The sequence below is a fragment of the Burkholderia sp. MSh2 genome (assembly GCF_000731655.1).
Classification (GTDB): domain Bacteria; phylum Pseudomonadota; class Gammaproteobacteria; order Burkholderiales; family Burkholderiaceae; genus Burkholderia; species Burkholderia paludis.
The window spans coordinates 39,564-63,649 of record NZ_JPGM01000020.1; the positions used below are offsets into that span (position 1 = coordinate 39,564).

Genomic DNA, 24,086 nt, shown 5'->3' on the forward strand with positions numbered 1-24,086 from the left:
CCGTTACATCCCCCGTCGACGCGCGGCGATTCGCTGCAGCACGCTGAACACGCCGAGCGCGAGCAGCAGCCCCGCGACGACGCCGACCGCGCCGAGCACGACCGGATGCTGCGCCGCATGCGTCCACACCCGCGCATACCACGGCACGAAGCCGACCACGTAAGGCTCGCCGATGCGCAGGCTGTCGACCTGCCCCGGCCGTACCAGCGCGAGGTCGCCCTGCAGTTGCGACACGAGCCCGGCATTCTCGAACACGTTGAGCAGATCGCCGAGACGCGGCTGGTCGGTCGCCGTCAGCGCGACGACGCTGCGCCCGCGGCTGCCCGGCAGCTCGAACCCGGCGAGCGCCGCGAGCGACCCCGTCTGCTCGATGTGCGCGCCGCCGTCGGCCAGGCCGACGCCGTTGCGCCAGCGCTCCTTCACCGAGAACGCGACGCGCGCGGCGCCCTCGCCGCCCGTGCCGCCCTGCTCGCCGATCACGAGCGGCAGCGCCGAGCGCCAGTGCGCGAGCAGCGGCGACGCGGGCGAGCCGTCGATCACGAGCAGGTCCTTGCTGCCCGACAGCGCGGCGACGTCGCCGGGCCGCGCGACCTGCACGCGCAGCGCCGGGTAGCCGGTCCATTCGCCCATGTGGCCGAGCATCGTCAGGTACGCCTCGAGCTCCTGCGGCGACGGCCGGTCGGGCAGCACGACGGCCGTCTGCGACAGGTCGGCGAAGCGCGTGAACGGGAAGCCGCTGTTCGCGAAGAACGCGAGGTTCGGCAATTGCGCGTAATGGACGAAATGCGAGAAATCGATCGTCGAATCGGGATCGATCGCCGCGCGCTGCGGCTCGGTGGCGGTGCTCGAACAGAGCCCCGTCTTCTGCGAGTCAAGCGTGAACCGGAACTGCAGCTGGTTGCCGCTGCCGACCCGGAATGCCGGGATGTCGACGTCGCTCGTCACGCGCCCTTCCGGCACCGACAGCAACGGCAGCTGCATGCGGCCGTGCGCGTCCTCGGCATGGGCCGGCCCGAGCCGGTAGGACTTCACGAGCTGGTCGTTGATCTCGACGGCGAGCGTCGAGTTGTCCTGCACGGTCGGCGCCGTGTAGCGATAGCGCAGCGTGATCGGCACGCCCGCCCCGTTCCACGAATGGAGATCGGCCGGCACGCGCAGGTTCAGGCGGATCGCGTCGGGCGAGGTGCCGCGCACTTCCAGGTCGCGCACGTCGGGCACGAGCTCGCGGAACGCGATCGGCCGGTTCACCGGCAGCCAGCGCGGCGCGTCGTACGGCTTGCGCGGCGCGCCGAGATCGACGTGCGCGACCGTGGCGGCCGGTCCCGACAGCGCCGCGCGGCCGAGCACGAGCGTCGCGACCGCGTCGTCGACCTCGGCCGCCGTGCGGCCCGTGACGACGAGCAGCTTGCGCGCCGGCGCGGCCGGGTTGTCCACCACCGCGAGCAGCGGGCCGTTGATCGGCGGCAGCGCGAGGCCGGCCGGCAGCGTCGCGGCCGTGCCGACCACCACCGCCTGGTCGCCGGCCGGCAGCGCGGACGACACCGGGAAACGCGCATGCCGGTAGTCGGCCAGCGCGCCGAACCAGGACGCCAGCACGCCCGCGCTGCGCAGCGTCGCCGAATCGGGCGATGCCGGCAGCACGAACGGCAGCCGCACGCGGCCGTTGTCGCGCCGGTCGAAGAACGGCGCGGGCAGCAGCGCGAGATCGTTCGGCAGGCGGACCGGCGACTCGTCGAGAATCAGCTCGCTCGTCGGGCTCACGTCGGCCCACAGCGCCGAGTTCGCGGGATCCTCGCAATGGTCGAGCGTGTAGTGCGCGATCAGCCGCACGCCGATCTGGTTGAAATCCGAGAAGTAGCGCGGATCGACCGGAATCTCCTGCGTCACCGTGCGGCCCGCCTGCGCGGCGTCGAACGGGACGGTCGCCACGACCTCGCCGTTTATCGACACCTTCAGGTGCGACATCGGAAACACCAGCGCCGGCGAATACGCATAGGTCAGGCGCAACCGCGCGCCCGTGACCACGCGATCGAGCCGCACGCCGGCGTTGATCGTGCGCGCGTCGTCGGCGCCGCGCAGGCGCAGCGGATCGAACGCGCCGAGCGACGCGAACGGCAAGCGCACCGTCGTCGCCGGCAGGCCGGCGGAGGGCGTGCTGGCCGCCGCGGGCGCGGCCGCGAGCACCGGCGCCGGCGCAGTGCCGGCCGCCGATGCGGCTGCCGGCACCGCCGGCATCGGAGCGGCCGACAGCGCGGCCGCGTGGAATGCGCCGACCATGGCGGTCGACAGTACGAACAGCGACAGGGCAGGCTTCATGTGCCGCTCCATTGCGCCCGGGTCATCCGGTCATCCGCCGCGTCGAACCCGACGCGCGCAAAGCAGCTATGCCCGTGAGTGCATATCCTCACTGCTTCCCTCATATCACTAACTGGCCTGAATCAATTATCGAAACGATGCGGTGATTTCTTTAATCCCTGTCATCGTGTTGCGTGCGCCTGGCACTGGCACCCGCCTATTCGTCACACTATCTCAAAAATCGGACAAAACTTACCCCGATTCGCGCAGGCGAGGCGAAAAAGCCTCGATCCGGTCGAAACTGCGGCGTGAACGGGACGAACGGTAAGAATTGCGCCATTGTCGGCGGACGAGCCGAACGGCATACTGCCGGCGCGATGCGGCCGGCCGCCGGCGGTCCGTTGCGGATCGCGCTGGACGCGCTGCCGCAAGGCGGCGCGTATGCTACCGCAAGCTTGCGCCGCACGACGCATTTTTTTCTTCACGGATCACCGACTTGGATCAAATCGCCGACACCGCCACCCCGTCCCCGGATACGTTGCTGCGCATCATCGCGGTACAGACCGAAATCGCGAAACTCGGCCTCGATCTCGGCAGCGTGATGGCCTACGTGGCCGAACAGGTGCCGCGACTCACCGGCGCGAGCGCCGCCGCGGTCGAGTTCGCCGAGGGCGACGACATGGTGTACCGCGCCGCGTCGGGCACCGCCGCCGGCATGCTCGGCCTGCGGCTGCGGCGCTCGGGAAGCCTGTCGGGCCTGTGCGTGCGGCAGGGCCGGTTGCTGCACTGCGTCGATTCGGAAACCGACCCGCGCGTCGATCGCGATGCGTGCCGCCGGGTCGGCCTGCGCTCGATGCTCGTGATGCCGCTCACGCATGCCGACACGACGGTCGGCGTCCTGAAGGTGATGTCGCCGGACGTCGACGGCTTCTCGCAAGCCGATGCCGGCACGCTGCGGCTCACGGCCGACCTGATCGCCGCCGCGATGTTCCATGCAGCGCGCAACGAGGCGAACGAGCTGTACCTGCGCGCGACGCACGACGCGCTGACGGGCCTGCCGAACCGCGCGCTGTTCTACGACCGCCTGCGCCAGTCGATGCACACGGCGCTGCGCGCGAACGGCCGGCTCGGCATTCTGAACATCGACATGGACGGGCTCAAGCCGATCAACGACGGCTTCGGCCACCGCGCGGGCGACGCCGCGCTGCGCGAGATCGCCACGCGGATGCAGGCGGCGGTGCGGCGCTCCGACACGGTCGCGCGCGTCGGCGGAGACGAATTCGCGGTGATCCTGCCGAACATCGGCAACCGCGACGACGCGCAAGCGCAAAGCACGCGGCTCGCGCGGCAGGTCGGCGAACCGTTCGAATTCGAGGGGCGCCCGCTGCCGCTCGGCGTCAGCGTCGGAATCGCGCTGCTGCCCGACGACGGCACCGACATGAACGCGCTGATCGAGCACGCCGACCAGGCGATGTACGAAGTCAAGCGGACGCGGTCGCAGCGCACGGCGCGCGCGTAACGGGCGCGCACACCGGCGTCAGCCGATCTGCGGAACGGCGATCGCGAGCCCCACGACGAGCCACTGCAGGATCGCGACCAGCATGGCCGCCCGACACAGGCCGACCGCGCCGCGCACCCGCGCGTCGAGCGGCCGGCCGGCCTTCCCCGCGTCGATCCAGCCGAGATCGGCGAGTGCCCGATCGAGCGCCGCGAGCCCCTCGTCGACCGATGCCTCGCCCGACGCCGTGCGCGCCAGCGCGGCGAACAGCCTGCGGTCGATCTCGATGCGCACCGCGTACCACAGCGCCGCGATCCCCGCCCCCGTGCTGACGACGGCCAGCAGCACGCGCGCGACGGTCGCCGGCGCCCAGCCCGACGCAAGCCACCACCCTGCTCCGGCCGCGGCCAGCGCGGCCGCGATCGCCCAGGCGCCCGCGTCGAGCGCGCCGCGCGCGGCGGCGATCCGGAACGGTGCGGACGGATCGCGCATCACCGGCCTCCCGCGCCGCGACGGCGATCGATCCAGTGCTGCAGCACGGCCACGCCCTCGTCCGACCACACCGCGCGCGGCCGCACCGCACGCACCGCGGCCAGCGCGTCGCGCGCATCGCCGAGCCCGTGCCGCATCGCCAGCCACGCGGCCGCGCACAGCACGCTGCGGCCGTAGCCGAGCGCGCAGCACACCAGCACGTCGCGCCCTTCGCCATGCAGCCGTTCCAGGGCCGCGACGGCCTGCGCGAGTTGCGCGGCCGTCGGCGCGACCAGATCGAGCTGGGGCACGGCCGCATACGCGAGCGACGCGTCGGCCGCCGCCCAGCGCGGCATTTCGGCGGTCAGGTCGAGCAGCGCGGTGAAGCCGTGGCGGCGCACGTCGCGCGTCGTCGGCGTGCGGCCGATCGAGACGCGTTCGTCGATCCGCACCGGCGCCGGCTGCCGGAACGTCCAGGCCCGCGAATTGACGAACGCGCCGGCGATCGTCGGCGCGAGCAGCCAGCGGACGAACACCGGGTAACGCCCGTGCGCGTCCTTCAGGAAGGCGCCGGGCGCGCCGCGCCAGTAGATCCACGCGACGCACGCGAGCGCCAGCGCGACCCACCCCGCGGCCAGCGCCCAGCCGGGTGCGTGCGGCACGCACACCAGCGCCGCGAGCGCGAACGCCGCCGCGCCGAGCGCGTAGCGGCGCGCGAGCGCGCGGCCGGCCGCACCCGGCGACGCGTCGGCGCCCGGCAGCCGGCCCGACGCATCGCGCAGCGGAAACAGCAGCAGCGCAAGGCAGCCGACGGCGGCGCCGGTCGGCACGTCGATCGCGTGATGCTGGTAGGTCGTCAGCACCGACACGCCGATCGCCGCGAACCACAGATGCAGCACGGCGCGCGCGACCCTGCCGCGCAGGTGCCGCGCATAGACGGCCCACAGCACGACGAGCAGCCCGATATGCAGCGACGGCGCCTGGTTGAACGGCTTGTCGAACCCCATCAGCAGCGTGAACAGCGCACCGGCCACGCCGCCCGCGTCGGGCCGCTCGAACCCGAAACGCAGCGGCCACGCGATGAAGCACGCCACCGACACCAGTTGCACGGTCAGCAGCCGCTTCACGTGATCGAGCAGATCGGCGCGGCGGGTCCAGAAGAAGAACGACAGCGCGTACAGCAGGTCGATCGACCAGTACGGCACGATGGTCCACGGCACGAACGGAATCGCATGTTCCCAGCCGAACGCAAAGGTCGGCACCGCCGCGCGACGCGCGGCGAGCCAGTTCGCGAAGCCGTAGGTCGAGAAGAACACGGCGCCCATCGCCGCGAGCCAGCCGACGCGCAGCGCCAGCGACGCGTCACGCGCGCGGCCGTCCACCGGCTCGGCGAGACCGCCCGCGCCGCCGCCGAGCGCGCTCATGACGCGTCGATCCGCTGCGCGAGGCTCACCGAGAAGATGCCCATTTCGTCGATCCGCTGCTCGAGCTTGCGGAACCCCGCCCGCGCGACGAGTTCGTCCATCTCGGCCTGCGAGCGGCGGCGCATCACCCAGGCCGCCTCGCCGCGATGATTGTTGAGCACGCGCGCGATGAATTCGATCTGCGGATGCCACGGCTGCCCCGTATAGACGAGATAGCCGCCCGGCGGCACGGCCTGCGCGAGCCCGCGCAGCGAACGCTCGATCAGCGCGTTCTCGCCGAACAGCTCGTAGAGCCCCGACACGATCGCGAGCGTCGGCCGCGGCTCGAGCGTCGCCAGCGACGCCTCGTCGAACGCGTCGCCGCGCTCGAAGCGCGCGATCGGCTCGAGGCCGCGCTGCGCGATCAGCACGCGCCCGGCCTCGACGTTCGGCGGGCTGTAGTCGCGCAGCGTGATGTCGTCGGGCGCCGCGCCGTCGCGCTCGGCCGCCGTCGCGATCGCATCGAGCACGTAGCGCCCGTGCCCCGCCGCGATGTCGACGATCCGCACCGGCGTGCCCTGGCCGCGCAGGCGGCCGATCGCCGCGCCGATCAGTTCCTGCAGATGCACCTTGCGCTGGCGGATCCCGACCCAGCCCGGCGCATCGAGGTAGGTGCGGTCGATCAGCGCGCCCACGCCGAGCCGCCCCTGCGCGCGGTTGCGGTACACGTAGTCGAGCGTCGAGCCCGAATCGAAGCCGAGCCGCAGCCCGAGCGCGATGCCGTCCGACAGCGCGCCGCCGGCCTTCAGGCCGGCGCGCGTGAGCGCCCAGTACGCACGTGCGAACACGTTCGCGGGCGGCCGCCCGAGCGCCGCGTACTCGTCGTGGAATGCGCCGCGCCGGTCGGCGTCGGCGAGCGACACGCGCGGGCTCGGCGCGTCGAATTCGCGCAACACGAACGCGCGCAGCGGCGCGAGCGCCTGTGCGCGATCGCGCTCGCCGAGCGTGTCGTGATAGAAGCCCGGCAGCACGATGCGCTCCTTGCGCGCCGAGCCGAGCCGTTCGAAGAAGCGGTCCTGCGGGCCGCGATGCACGACCCAGTCGGCGCCCGAGATCAGCAGTTGCGTCGGCACCGTGATCGCGGCCGCGTCGGCGACGATCCGCTGCGCGGTGTCGTGCAGGTCGAGCAGCATGTTGACCGCGATCGGCCGCGTGATCAGCGGATCGGACGCATAGCTCGCGATCCGCTCGGGATCGTGCGTGAGGAATTTCGGCTTCACGTAGCTGTTCACGTAGAACAGCCCGCGCAGCCGGTGCATCAGCCGCAGCCCCGGCCGCGCGAACGGCACGTAGAGCTTGATGTGGAACGCCGGCGACGCGACGACGAGCGCGCGGATCGGCGGTGCGTAATCGTGCACCCAGGTCGCCGCGAGCACCGCGCCGACGCTCTGGCCGACCACGGCGACATCCTCGATCGCGATGCCGTGCGTGTCGCGGATGTGTTCGACGAAGGTCTGCAGGTCGCGCACCGATGCGGCCGCGCTCGGGCTGTAGCCGCGCGCGCCCGGCGAGCGCCCGTGGCCGCGGGCGTCCCAGGCGAAGAAGGCGAAATCCGGCAGGTCGAGTTCGTCGACGAGGTGCGCGACGCGCGCCGAGTGTTCGTGGCCGCGATGCAGCAGCACGATTGCGCCGCGGCAGCGCGGGCCGGTGGCCGGCCAGTGACGATAGAACAGCGTTTCGCCGTCGTGCGTGATGAAGTCGGCCTCGCGGGCCGTGCGTGCGTTCATGCTATTTCTCTCGTTTCGTTATTCGAATCATATGGCGCCGCCCTCCGGCGCCGGGTACCGCCACTGCGCGATGCCGTGCTCAGCCGCCCTTTTCGGCGATGCCGGCCTGGACGCGGCGCACGACGGTCACGATCGACAGCACGATCAGCAGCCGCCACAGCCACGCGGCGATGCTGCCGACCGGAAAACCGAGCCCGATCCACAGCGCGAACGCGCCCAGGGCGAGCGCGCGGTCGCTCTTGCCGAACGGGCCGTCGTAGCGGCGGCTCACGCCGACCAGCGGGCCGATCAGCCCCGCGCATTCGACGATCGCCGCCGTCAGCGCGAACAGCCAGACGTCTGCCGCAGCGAACGCCGACACCGCGAGGAACGGCAGCACCAGCGCGATATCGGACACGACGTCGCCGAGTTCGTTCAGATAAGCGCCGAGCGTACTCTTCTGGTTGTGCTCGCGCGCGAGCATTCCGTCGATCGCATTGAGCGCCATCCGCACGAACAGCCACAGCGGAATCAGCAGGAACAGCGCGCGGGCGAATACGCCGAGCCCGGCGAGCGCGCCGACGACGATCGAGCCGCCAGCCGCGAACAGCGTGACCTGGTTGGCCGTGACGCCGCGTGCGGCGAGCGAATTCGCGAACGGACGCAGGCGATTCTGGAATTTGGGTTTGAGTGCGTAGAGGCTCATCGTTTTATTTGCGCGGCACAGTCGGATACGTTCGACGCCGCCATGCCCCAGGCGGCGCAACGGCCCACGTCGGCCTGTCGTGGACGGCCCTAATCGTCGCCGAGCGGCCCCGATGCGTCAAGCGTGCACGCGGCCCGCCGGCGCGGCGCCAAATCTGGCGTTTTTGGCGGAAACTCGCGATAATCCGCTGGCCCGGCCGCAGCGACAATCGTTCGACCTGTCGCCGGGCACTCGTGCAACAGCCGATCATCACGCCGCCGAACGGTGCACGCGCCGCGACGCGACAGCGGTATGACGGCGACTCGTCCGATTATCGCGGACCTGCGACAGGCAGCCACGAATTTGAAAAAATTTAAACAAAGGCCGTCCGGCGCGCATCCTGCCGCGCCGGCATTCCGGGATCCGGCCCGCCCTTGCGGCGGCCGGGCATGCAGGCAGGAGGCGCAGCGCCGATGAACATCCTCAACGTCTGGCAGCGCGACTTCCTGCTGTCCATCGTACGGCTCGTCGCCGGTGCGTATCCGGTCTGGCATCAGGCGCCGCCGACCCCGACACAGAAGATCTATTTCTCGAACCACACGAGCCACATCGACACGCTCGCGATCCTCGCCGCGCTGCCGCGCGACGTACGCGCGGTCGTGCGACCGGTCGCCGCACGCGATTACTGGGACAGCAGCGACCTGAAGCGCCATATCGCGCAGAAGCTGCTGAACGTCGTGCTGATCGATCGCCACCGCGAGTCGGGCGGCGACCCGCTCGACCCCGTGCGCGACGCGCTCCGGCAAGGCCATTCGATCATCATCTTCCCCGAGGGCACGCGCGGCGCCGAGATCCTGCCGCAGCCGTTCAAGAGCGGGCTGTTCCATCTCGCGACCGAGTTTCCGCACGTCGCGCTCGCCCCCGTCTATCTCGAGAACCTGCAGCGGATCATGCCGAAGGGCGCGATCTGGCCGGTGCCGCTGATCTGCAAGGTGCACTTCGGCGCGAACGAGGCGCTCGACGCGCAGGAAGACAAGCCGACCTTCCTCGCCCGCATGCGCGACGCGGTCGTCGCGCTCGCGCCGCCGCAGCGGCCGGCCGGCTGAACGCGGCCCCCCCTTTCCTTTTTCCGGATATACCCATGCGAACTCTCTTCTGGGAACTGGTCGCGGGCGTCACGGGCGTGCTCGTCGTCGCCACCGTGATCGGCGCGATCCTCGGCGCGCGCAGCGGCGGCGCGAGCACGACCATCGACAACCTGAACCAGCGCATCCGCGCGTGGTGGGCGATGATCGCGATCATGGTCATCGCCATCAGCCTCGGCAACAACATCACGTATCTCGTGTTCGCGGTGCTGTCCTACCTGACGCTGCGCGAATTCATCACGCTCACGCCGACCACCGCGAGCGACCATACGACGCTGTTCATCGCGTTCTTCGTCGCGATCCCCGTGCAGTACCTGCTGCTCGGGATCAACTGGTACGGCATGTATTCGATCTTCGTGCCCGTGCACCTGTTCTTCGCGATGTCGCTCGTGTCCGCGCTCACGCAGGACACGCGCGAATTCCTGAGCCGCAACGCGAAGATCAACTGGGCGCTGATGGTGTGCGTATACGGCCTGAGCCACGCGCCGGCCGTGCTGATCCTCGACATCCCGCACTACACGGGGCAGAACCCGCTGCTGCTGTTCTTCTTCCTGTTCGTCGTGCAGATCAGCGACGTGCTGCAGTACGTGGTCGGCAAACTGTTCGGACGACGCAAGATCGCGCCGCAGCTGTCGCCGTCGAAGACGATCGAAGGGTTCGTCGGCGGCGGCCTGCTGGCGACGCTGTGCGGCGCGGCGCTGTATCGCGTGACGCCGTTCAGCTTCGGCGCGGCGTTCGGGATCTCCCTCGCGATCGTGATCGCGGGCTTCGTCGGCGGCCTCGTGCTGTCGGCCGTCAAGCGCTCGCTCGGCACCAAGGACTGGGGCTCGATGATCGCCGGCCACGGCGGGATGCTCGACCGGGTCGACTCGATCTGCTTCGCCGCCCCGGTGTTCTTCCACCTCGTGCGCTACCTGTACGTGTGACGCCCGGGCGGGCGGCGCGACGCCGCCCGCGCCGTCGCGCGCGCATTCAGTATCCCTCGCGCAGCGCCTTCGGCACGACGTAGCGGCCGCGCGCGGCGTCGAACTTCACCGTGTAGCGCGCGTGGAGATCCCGGTCGCCGCGCGAACCCGTCTCGGTCACCGTCAGCGGATAGACGTCGCCGCTGGCCGTCGTGTCGGGCACGATCGTGAACGTGCGGCTCTCGCAATGCGACTTCGCGTTCCCGCAATCGAGCGAGCCCTGGTTGTCCAGCGCTTCGTCGATCCGCGGCGCGGCCTCGACGAGCGCATTGCCGTACGGCAGCCAGATCGACCGCATCGCCATCGTGTAGCCCTGCAGCGTGACGCCGTCGCCGATCGTGAAGCCGAACAGGTGCGGACCGTAGCGCTCGATGCGCACGGTGCCCGGCTCGCCGTGCTTGCCGGACGCGATGTCCGCCTTCTTCACCACCGGCGCGAGCGTCTTGCCGTCCGCGGCCGGCTTCAGCACGTACAGGTCGATCGTGCCGGTCGTGCCGTCCGAATCCATCCCCGGCATGCCGTTCTGCACGGCCGCCTCGGTCTCCCCGCACATCGCGAGCAGGTAGCGCGGGCCGTCGGCCGTCGCGACGCGCAGCGAACCGCACGGCGCATAGATGAAATCGCCCGGGTCCGACTGCCAGCCCTTGCGGTCCGCGCGCCAGGTGCCGTAGCTGTCGTGGATGAACGCCTGCAGCAGGCCGTCGGACGCGATCGGCCCGGCGGCGCGCGCCGCCGGCGGCGACGCCGCCCACACCAGGCAGGCAACGGACAGTGCCAGACGTCGCACCAGGGGATGAGCGGATGAAATCATGTCGGCGTCGAGAGCAACGAGGAACAGTATGGAAAACAGACGGCCGGCAGCATCGACGCGTCAGCGCGGTTGCGCGACCGGTTCGGGATCGAAGGCCGCCAGCCCGGGCCACGCCGCCCGGCCCCACGCGCCGTCGGCCGGCGCAAGCCAGCGCTGCAGCGTCGCGTCGTCGAACGCCTTGCCGAACGGATCGGCACGAAATCCGGCCACCCATTGCCTGCGCCCCGCGATGTATGCGCCGCCGAAATCCGCCCAGCTGCCGAAACAGTCCTGCGCGCGCTGCGCGTTGAGCAGCAGCACCCGCCACGCGGTGTCCGGCCCGGTCCAGCCCATCAGCATCGCCACGCGCGCGAGGAACGCCATCCGCGCGCAGGCGAACGCGAGCGCCGCGCGCGGATCGTCGGTCGGCTGCAGCCCATGCAGGTCGGCGCGGAACCACTGCGTCTCGAGCACGCGCGCCAGATGCGCGCGCGCATCGTCGTCCGTCGCATCGGTGCGCAACTCCATCTGATGCAGCATCTGCGCGCGCAGGAACTTGCGCGACGTGTCGTTCAGGTGGCTCGTCTGCGCATCGTCGAAACCCGTGAACCCCGTCGCTTCCACGTACGGATGCGCGAGCAGCAGCGCCCAGTGCTTGCGGGCCGACAACGCGGGGCGACGCGCGACGCGCCCGCGGACGTAGCGCACGATCCGCCACAGCACGAACAGGGCAACGATCAGCTTGAATATCATGGTCTTTGCCCCTTCATGCGCGCGCGGCGGCGTCGCGCGGCGCCTCGTATCCGGGCCAGCCCACCTCCTCGGTTGCAAACGCGGGCGGCGCCTCGTCCGCACGCGCGGCCGGCGCCAGCGTCGCGCGCACCGCGTAGCGCACCGAACCGGCACGCGGCGGCCGCGCCTGCAACAGCTCCGGTTGCCGCGCGGCGACCAGCCACTCGACGGTCGGCGTCGGCTCGGCGAGCCGCCCGAACAGCTGCGGATGGCGCGCGACGAGCCGCGCTTGCGACGCGGCGTCCGTCACGTCCTCGATCCGGCACCACCCCGAGGCGGTATGGACGACGCCGAGCGCGATGCAGTCGGGCGGCGTGCGATCCGTCGTCCCCAGCGCATTCAGGCAGGCCAGTACGTCGTCGACGTAGCGCTCGACCGGCGGCCGGTTCTGTTTGCCCTTGACCTGATCGACGTCGAGGCCGCCGTCCGCGCGCACCGTGACGCCGATCGTGATGTGCGGCTGGCCGCTCGCGTCCCGGAAGCTCAGCAACCGCAGCGTGCGCGCCTCGATCGCTTCCGCATAGCGCCCGCCATAGCCGCCCGCCAGCGCCTGCCGGTCGGCGAACTGGCCGAGGCAATGGCGCATCACGTAACTCTCGAACGCCATTTCGGCGCGCAGCAGCGCACTGTCGGGCAGGAATTCGACGAAGCGCCCGTTGGCCGTGTCGCACCACGTACGCAACGCATCGGGCTGGCTCTCGCGCCAGCCGCGCGCGATCCGGGACGCCATCTCCGCGTGCTCGCGCTCCCACAGCGCGAGCGCCTGCGGGCAATTGACCCGATCGAGCTTGCCCTCGAGCCCGGTCCCCTTGCGCGACTCGAGAAACTCGACGAGCGTGGTTTCGAGCGCGAGGAGCGCCGCGTCGTTCGGGTCGACCCAGACGACGGGCGCCTGCCGGCCGGCGTCTGCGTCGCCGGCCGTCTTCGCATCGGCGCCGAAGCGCCTGACGACCCACGCCGGCGGCGCGGCCTGGCCGAGCGCCTGGCGCGCGTCGTCGAGCGAGACGATCGTGCGCGCGGGCGCGAAGTTCGCGACGACATGCCGGTAGAAATGGTTGAGCAGCCACGCGCGCACGGCGTCGGCGTCGCCCCGTGCGCTGCTGCGCGCGGCGATCGCCGCTTTCAGCGCGTCGGCGTTCAGCGCATTGCGCGGCGCGTAACCGGCCCGCCGGCCGACGGCCGTCATTGCCAGAACTTCCACCAGCGCTTGTTCGGCGCGGCCGCCGCGCCCGCCCCCGCCGGCGCGCCGGCCTCGCGGATCCGCTGCTTGATCATGTCCACGTTCAGGTCGGTCGGTTCGGCCGATTGCCGGTTGAGGACCAGCACGCGCTCGTAGAAATACTTCACGTCCGGCTGGCGGCCCAGTCCGTACGCCGCGTCGGCCGCCGCGGTCAGCACGCCGAGGTCGTTCGATGCGTCGGCCTGCGCCCGCGCGGCGTCGTACAGCGCCGCCGCCTGGTCCGCGTGAGACTCCGACATGTAGGTGACGAACACGAATCGCGCCACGAGCGCATCGTCGGGCAAACGGTCGTCGAGCTGATCGTGTTCGCGCTGCCAGCCGACCAGGCGCTCGAGCCAGATCGGCAATTCGTTGCTGCGCTCGACGCGGTACAGCGCCCGCACCACGTCGCACACGTACCAGTTCGGATCGTGCCGGCTGTAACCGTATTCGGCAGCGTAATGCCACAGCTGCTCGGCGGCCTCGAGCATCTCGTCATCCTTGCCCTGGCGCGAGAGCGCGTAGCGGACCCCGTCGTAATGCTCGGCAAACGAGCTCGCCGCGATCCCGTTGCGATGCAGTACCAGCGCCTCGTCGAAACGCTCCTGGCCGCGATAGAGAATCGCGAGGTTGTTGCAGAGCATCGAATACAGGTGCGCACAGGCATCGTACGGATGCCCGTTGCCGGTCTCGAAGAAATGCTCCATGCTCGCGCGGCCCTGCTCGTAGACGGCGATCCGCATGCGCTCGAGATCCGCGCGCACCGGGGCCTGCTCCGCCGCCGGCAGTGCGTCGATCGCCTCCTCGGCCGCGTCGTCGATCGCACCGGCGAACCCGTAGCTCCACAATCCGCTGGGCAGCGACGGCGGCGGCAGTTTCATCGCGGCGGCGACGCCCAGCGCGCGGATGCACGCTTCGGTCAGCGCGAACGTGGTGCGGTTGTCGACCATCTCGCCTTCCTGCGCGGCCGCGAGCAGGCGCGCGGCCTGGGTCGTCGCGTCGATACGGCCGGTTTCGCCGTCGTAGACCGCGGCGAGCCGCGCGATCCACGGATGGTCCGGCACGCGCCGCCGCGCGACCTCGCACGCGGCATCGGCCACCGCGTAGCGCGCGTCGTCGCCTTCGAGCGAGCCGAGCGCGGCGAAGATCTCGCCGTGCGCCGGCGAGCGCGCGGCCAGCGCATCGGGTTGCTCCGCGCCGAGTTCGACGAGCCGCTCGAAGGTCGGCTCGAAGCCGGCCGCGCGCATCGCGCACAGCGGCCACCAGACCGACGTATCGGACGGCTCGGCCAGGCGTGCGTGGATGATGTGCCCGACCCGGTCGAGCATGCTGCTTTCGACCTGGTACACGTGGAAGAACGCGCGCCGCCCGGCGTCGTCGAAACGGCCGGCCTCGAGCAGCCACGGCAGTTCGTATTCGATGAAGTCGTCGCTGCCGTCCGACTCGAGGCTGTGACGCGCCATCTCGCAGCGGGCAAGCGCGCCGTCGAGATCGCCCTGCGCGTGCGCCGCCCGCGCGTCGAGCCGCGCCAGCCGCACCTCGGTCTCGCGCCGCGGCGGCGGCGTCCAGCCGGCGACAAGCGCCTCGACGGCCCGGTGTATCGTCGCGCACTGCAGCGGCGCGAGCTCGATCATCGCGTTGCCGACCCGCAGCCAGTCGTCGACGTCGATGTCCTGGTCCGCCCCGGCCGATGCGACGGCCGCCACCGCGGCCTCGGCCGCCGCGCGCGCCTCGTCGTTCCGGCCGAGACGCCGCAGCGCCCACGCCCGCAGGCATTGCCGGTTCGCCTCGTCCGATGCGCGGAACGCGGCGCGCTCGGCGATCGCGCCGCACAGCACGTGCCGCAGCTCGACCGCGTCGAGCGCGTGCTCGGCATGATCGTATTCCAGCGTATCGAGAATGTGTGCGCGCACGTAGCGCCCGGCATCGAGCGTCGGCGACGCGAGCACGATGTCGCGCATCTGGCCGATCTCGTGCGACACGGCATCGTTCTCGCCCAGGTGCCGGGCGATCTGCAGCCGGTACAGCGCGAGTTGCATGCGGATATCGGGCTGCACGTCGGGCTGCGCGGCGTCGTGTACGCCCGTGCCGTCGTCGTCGATCACGGCGCGCGCGGCAGCCGGATCGCCGGCATGCATCCAGAGCGCATGCAGGCGCGCGATCGCGTCGAGCGAATCGGCGCGCAACGGCTGGGCGCGCAAGCGGGCCGCAAGGTCGCTCGCGCGGCTCGAATCGCTTTCCTCGAGATCGGCTTCGAGCCGGTCCATCAGGGTGTCGAGGGGCTGGCCCGTCAAGGGCATCGTGGTTGTATCGATATTGGTATTGGTATTGGCGCTGGGAGTCATCGACTTCTCCGTCTCGGAATCGCGATAGCTTATCAGGAGACGGACGGGGCGCGGCCTCGTCATTCGCGCCGGCCGGCGTTACGATCTCGTTCTTCACTCCCGGACCCGCTCGATACGCACGGCGCATCGACCGGTCCTGCCCGACGCGGAACACGCATGAACCTGACCTTGCAGGATGTCGCATGGCACCGGTCGGTCGGGCGGCTCATCGAGTCGCTCGACCGGCCGGGCTTCTGGCTCGCCCTGATCCGGCTGATCGAGGAATACGTCGCGGTCGACAGCTGGGTCGCGCTGACGTTCGGCGACGGCCGCCCGCTGGTGCTCGCCGAATGCCCGTACGAAGGCGGCGGCCCCGATCCGCTGTTCCGCGACTACGTGCAGGGCCTGTACCAGCTCGACCCGTTCTACATCGCGAACCGCGACGCGCCGAGGAGCGGCCTGTTCCGGCTGTCCGACGTCGCGCCCGAATGCTTTCGCGACACCGAGTACTACACGCTCTATTTCACGCACAACGTCGTCGAGGACGAGGTGCAGTTCAACGTCGTGCTCGACGACGCGCGCACGCTGTGCCTGTCGCTCGGCAGCAAGCGGCGCTTCAGCCCCGAACAGGTTGCGCTGCTCGACCTGATCCGGCCGTGGGTGGCCGGGCTGATGCGGCAGCGGCTGGCATTCGAGCCGGCGTGCGCCGAGCACGGGCCGTCGCGCCGGCCCGGCGCGCACGACGGCTTCGAGCAGGCGATGGCGCGGCTCGGCACGCCGCTCACCGCCCGCGAACTCGACGTGATCCGGCTGATCCTGAGCGGCCGGTCGAACAAGGAAGTCGCGAACAAGCTGGCGATTTCAGCGGAAACGGTCAAGGTGCACCGGCGCAACATCTACGGGAAGCTCGCGATCAATTCGCAGTCCGAGCTGTTTTCGCTGTTCCTCAACGCGCAGACCGGCGGATGACGCACGGCCCGCCCGGACCGCGCCGCCTCCGCCCCGCGCGGCGCATCACGCCGGCGTCGTGCCGGCCGCCGGACGCGCGAGCTTGAATTCGCCGACCGTCTGCGCGAGCCGCGCCGCCTGCTCGCGCAGCAGCGCCGCGGCCGCGGCGGACTCCTCGACGAGCGCCGCGTTCTGCTGCGTCGCGTGATCGAGTTGCGACACCGCCTGGTTCACCTGCGCGAGCCCGGTGCTCTGCTCGTTCGCGGCAACCGTCATTTCCGCGATCACGCTCGAAATGCCGCGCACGCCCTCGACGATCTCGTCCATCGTCGCGCCGGCCGTCTGCACGAGCCCCGACCCGCCCTCGATCTTGTCGACCGACGCCTCGATCAGCTGCTTGATTTCCTTCGCGGCCTGCGCGCTGCGCTGCGCGAGCGTGCGCACCTCGCCCGCGACGACCGCGAAGCCCCGCCCGTGCTCGTTCGCGCGCGCCGCCTCCACGGCCGCGTTCAACGCGAGGATATTGGTCTGGAACGCGATGCCGTCGATCACGCCGATGATGTTCGAGATTTCGGTCGAGGCCGCCGTGATCTCGCTCATCGTCACGACCACCCGGCTCACCACCTCGCCGCCGCGCATCGCCACGCCCGACGCCGATTCCGCGAGCCGGTTCACCTGCGTCGCCGCATCGGCCGAGTTGCGTGCGGTGCCGGCGATCTCCTCGAGCGCCGCCGCCGTCTCCTGCAGGCTCGACGCCGCATGCTCGGTGCGGCTCGACAGATCCTGGTTGCCCTGCGCGATCTCCGCGCTCGCGACGCTCACGGATTCGCTGAAGCCGCGGATCTCCAGCAGGATCGCGCCGATCTTCTCCGCAAACACGTTGAACGCGCGCGCGATCTGCGCGGCTTCGTCGTCGCCGTCCGCCTGCAGCCGCTTCGTCAGGTCGCCGCTGCCGCTCGCGACGTCGGTCAGCGCGTCGCGCACCAGCAGCACGCGCCGGAACGCCGCGTTCGTCAGCGCGCCGACGAGCGCGGCCGCGATGCAGGCCACGATCACGATGGCCACGAGCGTCGTCGTCGCCACGGCCCGCATGCCGGCCGTCACGTCCGCCTGATCGAGCGCCATCACGAGCGACCAGTCGGTACCGGCGATCGTGCGGGCGCGCAGCAGCTTGGTCACGCCGTCCACCTCGACCGCCACCGGCTCGGTCACGGTCTGCAGCCCGGCGAGACGCTCGGGCGTCAGCGCCGGCGACAGCTCCGTGGCCGGTTTCATGATCAGGTCCGTCTTCGCGCCGGCGATGAGGCGCCCGCTGCGGTCGACCAGGAACGCGAAACTCGCGGGCGTCGGATGCATCGACGCGACGATCGCGCTGGCGCGCTCCAGGTAGAGGCTCGCCGCCAGCACGCCCTTCAGCGCGCCGCCCCGGACGACCGGCGCCGCGAACGCGAACGCCGGCTTGCCGGTCGTCGCATCGCGGTACAGCGCGGTGACGACCAGCCGGCCGGCGTCGACGGCCTGCCGGTACCACGGCCGCGCGGTCGGATCGTATCCGGGCGCAAGCGGGACGTTCGAGAACGCGGTGCGGTCCGGCAGGCCGAGCGTCAGCACCTGGAAGCCGCCCGACTTGCCGAGCAGCGTCAGCGCCGGCACCGGATCGCCTTCGCCGACCGCCAGCGTGTCCGCGAGCGCCTGGGTCTGCTGCGCCCGGCTCGCGATCCACTCGTCGAGCGCCAGCGCATGGCCGGCCAGAACCGACTGCAGGTTCCGGTCGATGGTTTCGTCGTTGTGGCGCTTGACGACCTCGTAGACGAGGCCTCCCGTGACGGCGAGCGCCGTGACGACGATGGCGACGCAAGTTGCCAGGATTCGGGTGCGAATGGATGACAGCATGGTGACGGCGATCTCCGGTTGCGCGTTGTTATCGAACAGTCAAATGAGTACGCAAACGGATTTAACGACCTGCCGCCCCGCGACTTGAGGTTTGACAGGTCAGACCACTCAAAAAAAGTGGATGCCCCCGGCCACGGCCCCGGGAATCAATACCCCCGACGGGTTAACACGCCGGCAGGATGGGAAACCGGCGGGATCGGCGCATACTGGGCCCTCCTTGCCCACCCCTTCCGGCGCCCCGGCGACCGGCCCCAGCGACATCGCCCATGAAACTGAAGCTCGACATCGTCCAGCTCGCCGGCCGCGACGGCGACACGCACTACAACCTGCAGCGCACGCTCGAGGCGATCGCGACCTGCGCGCCCGGCACCGACATCGTGATGTTTCCGGAAGCGCAACTCACCGGCTTCCTCGATCCGTCGAACCTCGCCGAAGTCGCCGAGCCGCTCGACGGCCCGAGCGTCGGCGCGGTCATCGCGGCCGCCCGTGCACGCGACGTCGCGGTCGTGGTCGGGCTGATCGAGAACGACGGCGGCCGCTTCTACAACACGACCGTGTTCGTCACGCCGGACGGCGTCGCGCTGCGCTACCGCAAGACGCACCTGTGGGTCAGCGAGCGTGGCGTCGTGCTGCCCGGCGACCGCTACGCGACGCTCGAATGGCGCGGCGTGCGGATCGGCCTGCTGATCTGCTACGACAGCGAATTCCCCGAAACCGGCCGCGCGCTTGCCGCCCTCGGCGCACAGGCGATCCTCGTGACCGACGGCAACATGGAACCGTACCGCTACGTCCACCGCACGTCGGCAACGGCGCGCGCGATGGAGAACCAGGTGTTCACGGTCGTGGCCAATCGGGTGGGCGGAAGCGCGCACGATGTCGTGTTCGCCGGCGGCAGCCTCGCGGCCGATCCGTTCGGCAACCTGATCTTCGAAGCCGGCGCTGCCGAATCGCGCCATGCGGTCGAACTCGATTTCGACCAGCTCGCCGCGGCGCGCGCCGTCTACGACTATCGCGACGACCAGCGCCTGCACATCGCCGGCGAACGCATCGAGCACGCGGACGGGCGCCGCGAACTGCTGATTCCGTAACGGACCCCGGCCCGCGCCGGGCAGCAACGCCCGCCGTCACGCCGGTCAAGTCGGGCACGTCGACCGCCGGCAGCGCCGAACCGGCCGGCCTGGCGTTGCCGTGCGCGCCGGGCGCGAGCGAGCGCATGACGCGGCCGCCGAGCGCATCGCACACCATGCCATTGAATGCGCCGAGCGCCGGCAATCCAATTCATCACGCACGGCATCGCCGCGCACGATGCCCGCGCGCCATTGCTTCGCCGCCTGCACATCCGGATTCCAGATGCGTGCGCAGACGATCGGAATGATGCGGAACGGCGCGCGTGAAGCGCACGCCCTGACGGAAAACGGCGGTGCGCCCGGCGCTTACTCGGCGGCCGGATCGATCTGCAGCGATTCGCCGATCGCATAGAAACTGCCGCCCGCGATGTAGTGCAGGCTGCGCAGCTCGGGATCGGCCGACTCGAAATGCCAGTGGCCGTCGCGAAACACGCGCGTGTCCGACCACGCCGCGACCACCTCGCCGATGAACAGGTCGTAGGCCTGCTGGTTGTGCGGCTCGGGAATCAGCCGGCACGCGAGCCAGGCCGAGCAGCCGGCGACGAACGGCAGGTCCTGGCCTTCGATGTCGAACAGCGTGACGCCCGCGTCGCTCAGCTTGGTCGGCCGCTCCGCGAGACTGTGGCTGCCGACCGCGTGCGTCAGCCGGATTTGCGCGGCCGTCGGCACCTGGATCACGAACATGCCGCTGCGCTCGACGAACTCGCGCGTCTTCGCGGACTTGTCGAGCACGACCGTCAGCTTCGGCGGCATGAAATCCAGCCCGCACGCCCACGCGGCAGCCATCACGTTGTCGACGCCGTCGTGACGGGCCGATACGAGCACGGTCGGGCCGTGATTGACAAGGCGGTAGGCTTTCTTCAGCTCCACCGGAGCGATGTGACGGTCCATACGGGTTCCTTGGAGAACGGCGCGCACGGCGGGGTGCCGTGCGGCGCGACGCCGGCCCGCGCGCCTGTGCGCGGCGCGGCCGAAGCCGGCATTCTCGCACCCAACTTCGATCGGCGCAGCGCGGTTACTTCGCGAACAGCTGGCCGATGTCGCGGAACGCCTTGAATTCGAGCGCATTGCCGCACGGATCGAAGAGGAACATCGTCGCCTGTTCGCCGACCTGCCCCTGGAACCGCACGTACGGCTCGATCACGAACGTCACGCCGAACGACCTCAGCCGCTCGGCCAGCGCTTCCCAGCTCGCCCAGTCGAGCACGATCCCGAAATGCGGCACCGGCACGTCGTGGCCGTCGACGGCATTCGTGTGCGCGCTTTCCTGCGACGCGGTCTTCGGATGCGCATGGATCACGAGCTGGTGCCCGTAGAAGTCGAAGTCGACCCATTGCGCGCTCGAACGCCCCTCCTCCAGCCCGAACACGCGGCCGTAGAAATCGCGCGCGGCCGGCAGGTCGTAGACCGGGATCGCCAGGTGAAACGGGGAAAGACCCATGGTTGCCTCGTGATGGAACGCTCGCATGACGCGAGGACGGCACCATGGTAGACAACGTCGAGCAAAAATAAAATCAATATATAGTTGGCTGATTCACAAATGGAATCGATGAATGATCCGCGAACTGAAAACCCTCGTCGCGGTCGCCCGGGAAGGCACGTTCGCGGCGGCCGGCAACCGCATCGGGCTGACGCAGGCGGCCGTGAGCGCGCAGATGCAGCGTCTCGAAGCCGAACTCGGCTTCGCGCTGTTCGACCGGCAGGGCCGCTCGGCGCGCCTGAACGAGAGGGGCCATCACGTGCTCGACCAGGCGCAGGCGCTGATCGGCCTGTACGAGAGCCTGAGCTCGACGGCCCCCGGCTCGCCGGCCGCCGTGCGCGTCACGATCGGCGCGATCGCGTCGGTGCAGAACGCCCTGCTGCCGGCCGCGCTCGCCGATTTCCATCGCCGCCATCCGGCATGCCGCACGCGCGTGATACCGGGGCTGTCGATCGAACTGGTCAACCGGGTCGACGCGGGCGACATCGACATGGCCGCGATCATCCGGCCGCCGTTCGCGCTGCAAAGCGACCTGCACTGGACGACGCTCGCGCAGGAGCCGTTCCGGCTCATCGTGCCGCGCGGCGTGACGGGCAAGGACTGGGCCGCGCTGCTGGCAAGCGAGCCGTTCGTCCGCTACGACCGCGCCTCGTTCGGCGGCCGCCAGGTCGATCGCTTCCTGAAGAAGATGCACATCGCGGTGCGCGACACATGCGAACTCGACGAGCTCGATGCGATCGTCAAGCTGGTCGAGCACGGCGTCGGCGTCGCGATCGTGCCGCAGACCGCCGCGTATCGCCGCTGGCCGGCGGGTGTGCGCGCGATCGATCTCGGGCGCCACACATTCCACCGCGACATCGGGCTCGTGCATCGCGCGCCGCACGCGATGTCCGAGCCGGCGCAGGCGCTCGCGCGGCTGATCGAAGCGGCGGCGCGGCGGCGCGGGTCGCCGCGGGCCGCGAGGCCGGCGTAAGCGTGCGCGCCGCCGCTCAGCGCCGCCCGGCCGCCCAGTCGACGGCCGCGTCGAACAGCGCGATCCCGGCCGGCGACAGGTTCGCGAACGTGTCGTTGTCGAGGAAGAACATCACGCGGCTGGCCGGCGCGAGCGCTTCGCAGTCCATCGTCGCGCCCTTCTCGTACGCGAAGATCGCGGCCTTCCCGGGTTGGCCGTACACGGTCGCGATCGCGATCGCGCCGAGCCCCGGCTCATCGGCGCCTGCCTGCCGTACACGTTCGTCGCGCCGGCCGGCAGCCCGGCCGAGATCCGGTGCGGCGCATCGACGAGCCACAGGCAGCGCTCCTGGCCCGTTTCGCCGAAGTCGACGTCATGACGCTTGCCCGTCATCGCGAGATCGTCGAGCAGGTCGTTTTCCCAGGTCACGAGCGACCCGGCATCGCGGGCGCAGCCGGGCGCGCGGCTGCGCCGATATGTGAGACGGATGGAAACCATGATCGGGAAGTCGGTGGACGATGGGCCAGTGCTGCTTTCACTTCCCATGTCACGCGAACCTCGAAAAACAGCTCGGGCCGGCGTCGATTTTTTCGCCACGCTCACGAACGGGCCGGCACGACCGTCGCCCAGTAACGCGTCACGTAGCGGACGTCGATCGGCAACGTCGCCTTCAGCGTGTCGAGCACGCGCGCGGGATCGTCGAGCGGATAGGTACCCGACACGCGCAGGTCGGCCACGGCCGCATCGCAGCGCAGGCTGCCGCGACGATAGCGGTCGAGCTCGGCGACGAGGTCCGCCAGCCGCATGTGCGACGCGACGAGCATGCCGTCGGTCCATGCGGACGCGGACGCATCGAGCGGCGCCGGCGCGCCGATCGCGGCGCGCGTGAAATCCGCGCCCTCGCCCGCCGCGATCACGCGCGTACCGGCCGCCGCATCGACGGGCCGCACGCGCACCGCGCCGGCGAACACCTCGAGATGCGTCGCGCCGTCGCGCTGCCGCACCGCGAAGCGCGTGCCGAGCGGCTGCAACTCGCCCTGCGCGGTCGCCACGACGAGCGGCCGCACGGGCGCGCGATCGTCGTGGCCGCTCGTCACCATGATCGTGCCGCGCAGCAGGCGCAGGCTGCGCACCGCATCGTCGAAGCGCACGTCGAGTGCCGTATCGGTATCGAGCACGACGACCGTGCGATCCGCGAGCGTCACCGTGCGCCGCTCCCCGAGCGCCGTGCGCAGGTCGGCCGGCCAGATCGCCGCGCGCCGCGCGGGCTCCGCCATCCATTCGGCACCGCCCGAGAACAGCAGGACGATCAGTACCTTGATGACCGCCTCGCGACGCCCCTCGCGCGCCGGCAACAGCGCCGCGCGCGCGGCCTGCGGGTCGAGCCCGGCCGCCAGCCGGCCGAACCCGCGCTGCATTGCTTCGATATGTCGCCATGCCGCGTCGTGCGCCGGATCCTCCGCGCGCCAGCGCGCGAGCGCGGCGACGAACGCGTCGTCGGTGCGGCCGGCCTGCCGGTCGACCCACCATTCGACCGCGCGGCGCGCAACGTCCTGCGGCACGGCCGGCGCTCCCGGGGCGGCCATCGGTCAGGCCGCCATCGCGAAGAAGCACTGCGTGCCGGCTTTCACGAGATAGCGCTTCGCCGTTGCGAGCGACACGCCGAGCTCGCGTGCGATCTCCGCCTGCGTGAGGCCGTCGAGCTGCGCAAGCAGGAACGCGCGCTTCGCCGCGAGCGGCAGGCCGTCGAGCATCCGGTCGATTTCGAGCAGCGTCTCGAGCACGACGGCCCGCTCCTCGGGCGACGGCGCATATGTCAGCGGGCGCTGCGCGAGCGCGTCGAGATACGCGCGCTCGATCTGCTCGCGCCGCCAGTGGTTGCTCGGCACGCGCTGCGCGACCGTCGTCAGGAACGCGCGCGGTTCGTCCGCGCCGATCGGCTCGTCGCGCGCGAGCAGACGCATGAACGTGTCGTGCGCCAGATCGGCCGCGCGGTGCGCGCAACCGAGCTTCCGGCTCAGCCAGCCGCGCAGCCACGCGTGGTGGCCGGCATGGAGGGCGTCGATTTCTCGATGGAGAGACAGCTTGTCAGCGGACATGGCCGGGTTCCGGAGGCGCAGGCGTCAACGATTTTGTAAATGCGAATGATTATTATATACAAAAGTAAGCTTGCGCCTGCGGTTTCGATGCGCGACGACGACGGTGCGGCGCGGCCGGCGACGCCACCGCGCCGTCGCGCCGTCGCGAGCGACGAGTCATGCCGCTAACACATCCCTTACAGCCCGGTCGATTCAATTCGTTCAATAATCATTTGACGGATCGATAACAATATT

General features: G+C 70.5%; 20 protein-coding genes and 1 pseudogene. 6 read left to right on the forward strand and 15 right to left on the reverse strand.

The genetic code is table 11. The annotated features are described in order from the left end of the window. Positions 1 to 3: 3 nt before the first annotated feature. Positions 4 to 2,316 (reverse strand): cellulose biosynthesis cyclic di-GMP-binding regulatory protein BcsB, encoded by a 2,313-nt coding sequence (gene bcsB / locus GQ57_RS13615; protein WP_031401248.1) that lies wholly within the window; start codon positions 2,314 to 2,316, stop codon positions 4 to 6. A 475-nt stretch (positions 2,317 to 2,791) separates the two neighbouring features. Here bcsB and GQ57_RS13620 point away from each other — a divergent pair, with 475 nt between their 5' ends. Then, complete coding sequence (locus GQ57_RS13620; RefSeq protein ID WP_034198098.1) at positions 2,792 to 3,814, forward strand: sensor domain-containing diguanylate cyclase; 1,023 nt, start codon at positions 2,792 to 2,794, stop codon at positions 3,812 to 3,814. Positions 3,815 to 3,832: 18 nt separating this feature from the next. On the opposite strand, the gene GQ57_RS13625 is transcribed toward GQ57_RS13620, so the two are convergent. The 4 genes from GQ57_RS13625 to GQ57_RS13640 all read right to left on the reverse strand — a co-directional run bounded on the left by GQ57_RS13625 (position 3,833) and on the right by GQ57_RS13640 (position 8,139). Further along, positions 3,833 to 4,285 carry a hypothetical protein gene (locus GQ57_RS13625; RefSeq protein ID WP_031401250.1) on the reverse strand — a complete coding sequence of 151 codons (453 nt, stop codon included), beginning with the start codon at positions 4,283 to 4,285 and terminating at the stop codon, positions 3,833 to 3,835. Then, positions 4,285 to 5,688: a phosphatase PAP2/dual specificity phosphatase family protein gene (locus GQ57_RS13630; RefSeq protein WP_034198099.1), complete on the reverse strand. Its 1,404-nt coding sequence runs from the start codon at positions 5,686 to 5,688 to the stop codon at positions 4,285 to 4,287. The genes GQ57_RS13625 and GQ57_RS13630 overlap by 1 nt, the downstream gene beginning before the upstream one ends. Then, positions 5,685 to 7,454 (reverse strand): bifunctional alpha/beta hydrolase/class I SAM-dependent methyltransferase, encoded by a 1,770-nt coding sequence (locus tag GQ57_RS13635; RefSeq protein WP_031401252.1) that lies wholly within the window; start codon positions 7,452 to 7,454, stop codon positions 5,685 to 5,687. Before GQ57_RS13635 ends, GQ57_RS13630 begins: the two co-directional genes overlap by 4 nt. Positions 7,455 to 7,533: 79 nt before the next feature. Beyond that, entirely contained in the window at positions 7,534 to 8,139 is a 606-nt protein-coding gene (locus GQ57_RS13640) for a CDP-alcohol phosphatidyltransferase family protein (RefSeq protein ID WP_031401253.1), read from the reverse strand. 452 nt (positions 8,140 to 8,591) lie between these two features. On the opposite strand from GQ57_RS13640, the gene GQ57_RS13645 reads away from it, so the two are divergent. Next, complete coding sequence (locus GQ57_RS13645; RefSeq protein ID WP_031401254.1) at positions 8,592 to 9,224, forward strand: lysophospholipid acyltransferase family protein; 633 nt, start codon at positions 8,592 to 8,594, stop codon at positions 9,222 to 9,224. Between the two features lie 35 nt (positions 9,225 to 9,259). Beyond that, positions 9,260 to 10,189, forward strand: coding sequence for a phosphatidate cytidylyltransferase (locus GQ57_RS13650; protein WP_031401255.1), 930 nt, complete (start codon positions 9,260 to 9,262; stop codon positions 10,187 to 10,189). Positions 10,190 to 10,235: 46 nt separating this feature from the next. Here GQ57_RS13650 and GQ57_RS13655 read toward each other — a convergent pair whose 3' ends face one another. The 4 genes from GQ57_RS13655 to GQ57_RS13670 are packed head-to-tail and all read right to left on the reverse strand — an operon-like array spanning position 10,236 to position 15,374. Next, positions 10,236 to 11,039 (reverse strand): hypothetical protein, encoded by an 804-nt coding sequence (locus GQ57_RS13655; protein ID WP_031401256.1) that lies wholly within the window; start codon positions 11,037 to 11,039, stop codon positions 10,236 to 10,238. A gap of 60 nt (positions 11,040 to 11,099) precedes the next feature. After that, positions 11,100 to 11,771 (reverse strand): DUF1266 domain-containing protein, encoded by a 672-nt coding sequence (locus GQ57_RS13660; RefSeq protein WP_031401257.1) that lies wholly within the window; start codon positions 11,769 to 11,771, stop codon positions 11,100 to 11,102. 13 nt (positions 11,772 to 11,784) lie between these two features. Continuing rightward, entirely contained in the window at positions 11,785 to 13,011 is a 1,227-nt protein-coding gene (locus tag GQ57_RS13665) for a hypothetical protein (RefSeq protein ID WP_200878002.1), read from the reverse strand. Continuing rightward, positions 12,993 to 15,374 (reverse strand): hypothetical protein, encoded by a 2,382-nt coding sequence (locus tag GQ57_RS13670; protein WP_152603247.1) that lies wholly within the window; start codon positions 15,372 to 15,374, stop codon positions 12,993 to 12,995. The genes GQ57_RS13665 and GQ57_RS13670 overlap by 19 nt, the downstream gene beginning before the upstream one ends. Before the next feature lie 156 nt (positions 15,375 to 15,530). On the opposite strand from GQ57_RS13670, the gene GQ57_RS13675 reads away from it, so the two are divergent. Beyond that, positions 15,531 to 16,322, forward strand: coding sequence for a response regulator transcription factor (locus GQ57_RS13675; protein WP_034198101.1), 792 nt, complete (start codon positions 15,531 to 15,533; stop codon positions 16,320 to 16,322). A 45-nt stretch (positions 16,323 to 16,367) separates the two neighbouring features. On the opposite strand, the gene GQ57_RS13680 is transcribed toward GQ57_RS13675, so the two are convergent. Then, positions 16,368 to 18,194 carry a methyl-accepting chemotaxis protein gene (locus GQ57_RS13680; RefSeq protein ID WP_034198102.1) on the reverse strand — a complete coding sequence of 609 codons (1,827 nt, stop codon included), beginning with the start codon at positions 18,192 to 18,194 and terminating at the stop codon, positions 16,368 to 16,370. A 266-nt stretch (positions 18,195 to 18,460) separates the two neighbouring features. Here GQ57_RS13680 and GQ57_RS13685 point away from each other — a divergent pair, with 266 nt between their 5' ends. Next, entirely contained in the window at positions 18,461 to 19,282 is an 822-nt protein-coding gene (locus GQ57_RS13685) for a nitrilase-related carbon-nitrogen hydrolase (RefSeq protein WP_034198103.1), read from the forward strand. Positions 19,283 to 19,627: 345 nt separating this feature from the next. Here the strand turns inward: GQ57_RS13685 and GQ57_RS13690 are convergent, their stop codons facing one another. Then, the gene (locus tag GQ57_RS13690) at positions 19,628 to 20,212 is read right to left on the reverse strand and encodes a flavin reductase family protein (RefSeq protein ID WP_034198104.1); all 585 of its coding nucleotides are present in this window, start codon (positions 20,210 to 20,212) and stop codon (positions 19,628 to 19,630) included. Positions 20,213 to 20,336: 124 nt separating this feature from the next. Then, a complete protein-coding gene (locus GQ57_RS13695) occupies positions 20,337 to 20,762 on the reverse strand; it encodes a VOC family protein (RefSeq protein WP_031401264.1) in 426 nt (141 codons plus the stop codon). Between the two features lie 112 nt (positions 20,763 to 20,874). On the opposite strand from GQ57_RS13695, the gene GQ57_RS13700 reads away from it, so the two are divergent. Then, positions 20,875 to 21,774 (forward strand): LysR family transcriptional regulator, encoded by a 900-nt coding sequence (locus GQ57_RS13700; RefSeq protein ID WP_031401265.1) that lies wholly within the window; start codon positions 20,875 to 20,877, stop codon positions 21,772 to 21,774. A gap of 16 nt (positions 21,775 to 21,790) precedes the next feature. On the opposite strand, the pseudogene GQ57_RS13705 reads toward GQ57_RS13700, so the two are convergent. The 3 genes and pseudogenes from GQ57_RS13705 to GQ57_RS13715 all read right to left on the reverse strand — a co-directional run. After that, positions 21,791 to 22,188, reverse strand: a pseudogene (locus GQ57_RS13705) (hypothetical protein); the annotation flags it as partial. Positions 22,189 to 22,352: 164 nt separating this feature from the next. After that, entirely contained in the window at positions 22,353 to 23,339 is a 987-nt protein-coding gene (locus GQ57_RS13710; RefSeq protein WP_034198105.1) for a FecR domain-containing protein, read from the reverse strand. Between the two features lie 3 nt (positions 23,340 to 23,342). Next, positions 23,343 to 23,852 (reverse strand): sigma-70 family RNA polymerase sigma factor, encoded by a 510-nt coding sequence (locus GQ57_RS13715; protein WP_034198106.1) that lies wholly within the window; start codon positions 23,850 to 23,852, stop codon positions 23,343 to 23,345. Positions 23,853 to 24,086: the final 234 nt, after the last annotated feature.

Coding starts and splice junctions, on each gene's coding strand:
- GQ57_RS13650 (WP_031401255.1), top strand. CDS start 9,260: ATGCGAACTCTCTTCTGGGAACTGGTCGCGGGCGTCACGGGCGTGCTC.
- GQ57_RS13675 (WP_034198101.1), top strand. CDS start 15,531: ATGAACCTGACCTTGCAGGATGTCGCATGGCACCGGTCGGTCGGGCGG.
- GQ57_RS13690 (WP_034198104.1), bottom strand. CDS start 20,212: ATGGACCGTCACATCGCTCCGGTGGAGCTGAAGAAAGCCTACCGCCTT.
- GQ57_RS13635 (WP_031401252.1), bottom strand. CDS start 7,454: ATGAACGCACGCACGGCCCGCGAGGCCGACTTCATCACGCACGACGGC.
- GQ57_RS13655 (WP_031401256.1), bottom strand. CDS start 11,039: ATGATTTCATCCGCTCATCCCCTGGTGCGACGTCTGGCACTGTCCGTT.
- GQ57_RS13685 (WP_034198103.1), top strand. CDS start 18,461: ATGAAACTGAAGCTCGACATCGTCCAGCTCGCCGGCCGCGACGGCGAC.
- GQ57_RS13660 (WP_031401257.1), bottom strand. CDS start 11,771: ATGATATTCAAGCTGATCGTTGCCCTGTTCGTGCTGTGGCGGATCGTG.
- GQ57_RS13700 (WP_031401265.1), top strand. CDS start 20,875: ATGATCCGCGAACTGAAAACCCTCGTCGCGGTCGCCCGGGAAGGCACG.
- bcsB (WP_031401248.1), bottom strand. CDS start 2,316: ATGAAGCCTGCCCTGTCGCTGTTCGTACTGTCGACCGCCATGGTCGGC.
- GQ57_RS13670 (WP_152603247.1), bottom strand. CDS start 15,374: ATGACTCCCAGCGCCAATACCAATACCAATATCGATACAACCACGATG.
- GQ57_RS13630 (WP_034198099.1), bottom strand. CDS start 5,688: ATGAGCGCGCTCGGCGGCGGCGCGGGCGGTCTCGCCGAGCCGGTGGAC.
- GQ57_RS13625 (WP_031401250.1), bottom strand. CDS start 4,285: ATGCGCGATCCGTCCGCACCGTTCCGGATCGCCGCCGCGCGCGGCGCG.
- GQ57_RS13710 (WP_034198105.1), bottom strand. CDS start 23,339: ATGGCCGCCCCGGGAGCGCCGGCCGTGCCGCAGGACGTTGCGCGCCGC.
- GQ57_RS13695 (WP_031401264.1), bottom strand. CDS start 20,762: ATGGGTCTTTCCCCGTTTCACCTGGCGATCCCGGTCTACGACCTGCCG.
- GQ57_RS13715 (WP_034198106.1), bottom strand. CDS start 23,852: ATGTCCGCTGACAAGCTGTCTCTCCATCGAGAAATCGACGCCCTCCAT.
- GQ57_RS13680 (WP_034198102.1), bottom strand. CDS start 18,194: ATGCTGTCATCCATTCGCACCCGAATCCTGGCAACTTGCGTCGCCATC.
- GQ57_RS13645 (WP_031401254.1), top strand. CDS start 8,592: ATGAACATCCTCAACGTCTGGCAGCGCGACTTCCTGCTGTCCATCGTA.
- GQ57_RS13640 (WP_031401253.1), bottom strand. CDS start 8,139: ATGAGCCTCTACGCACTCAAACCCAAATTCCAGAATCGCCTGCGTCCG.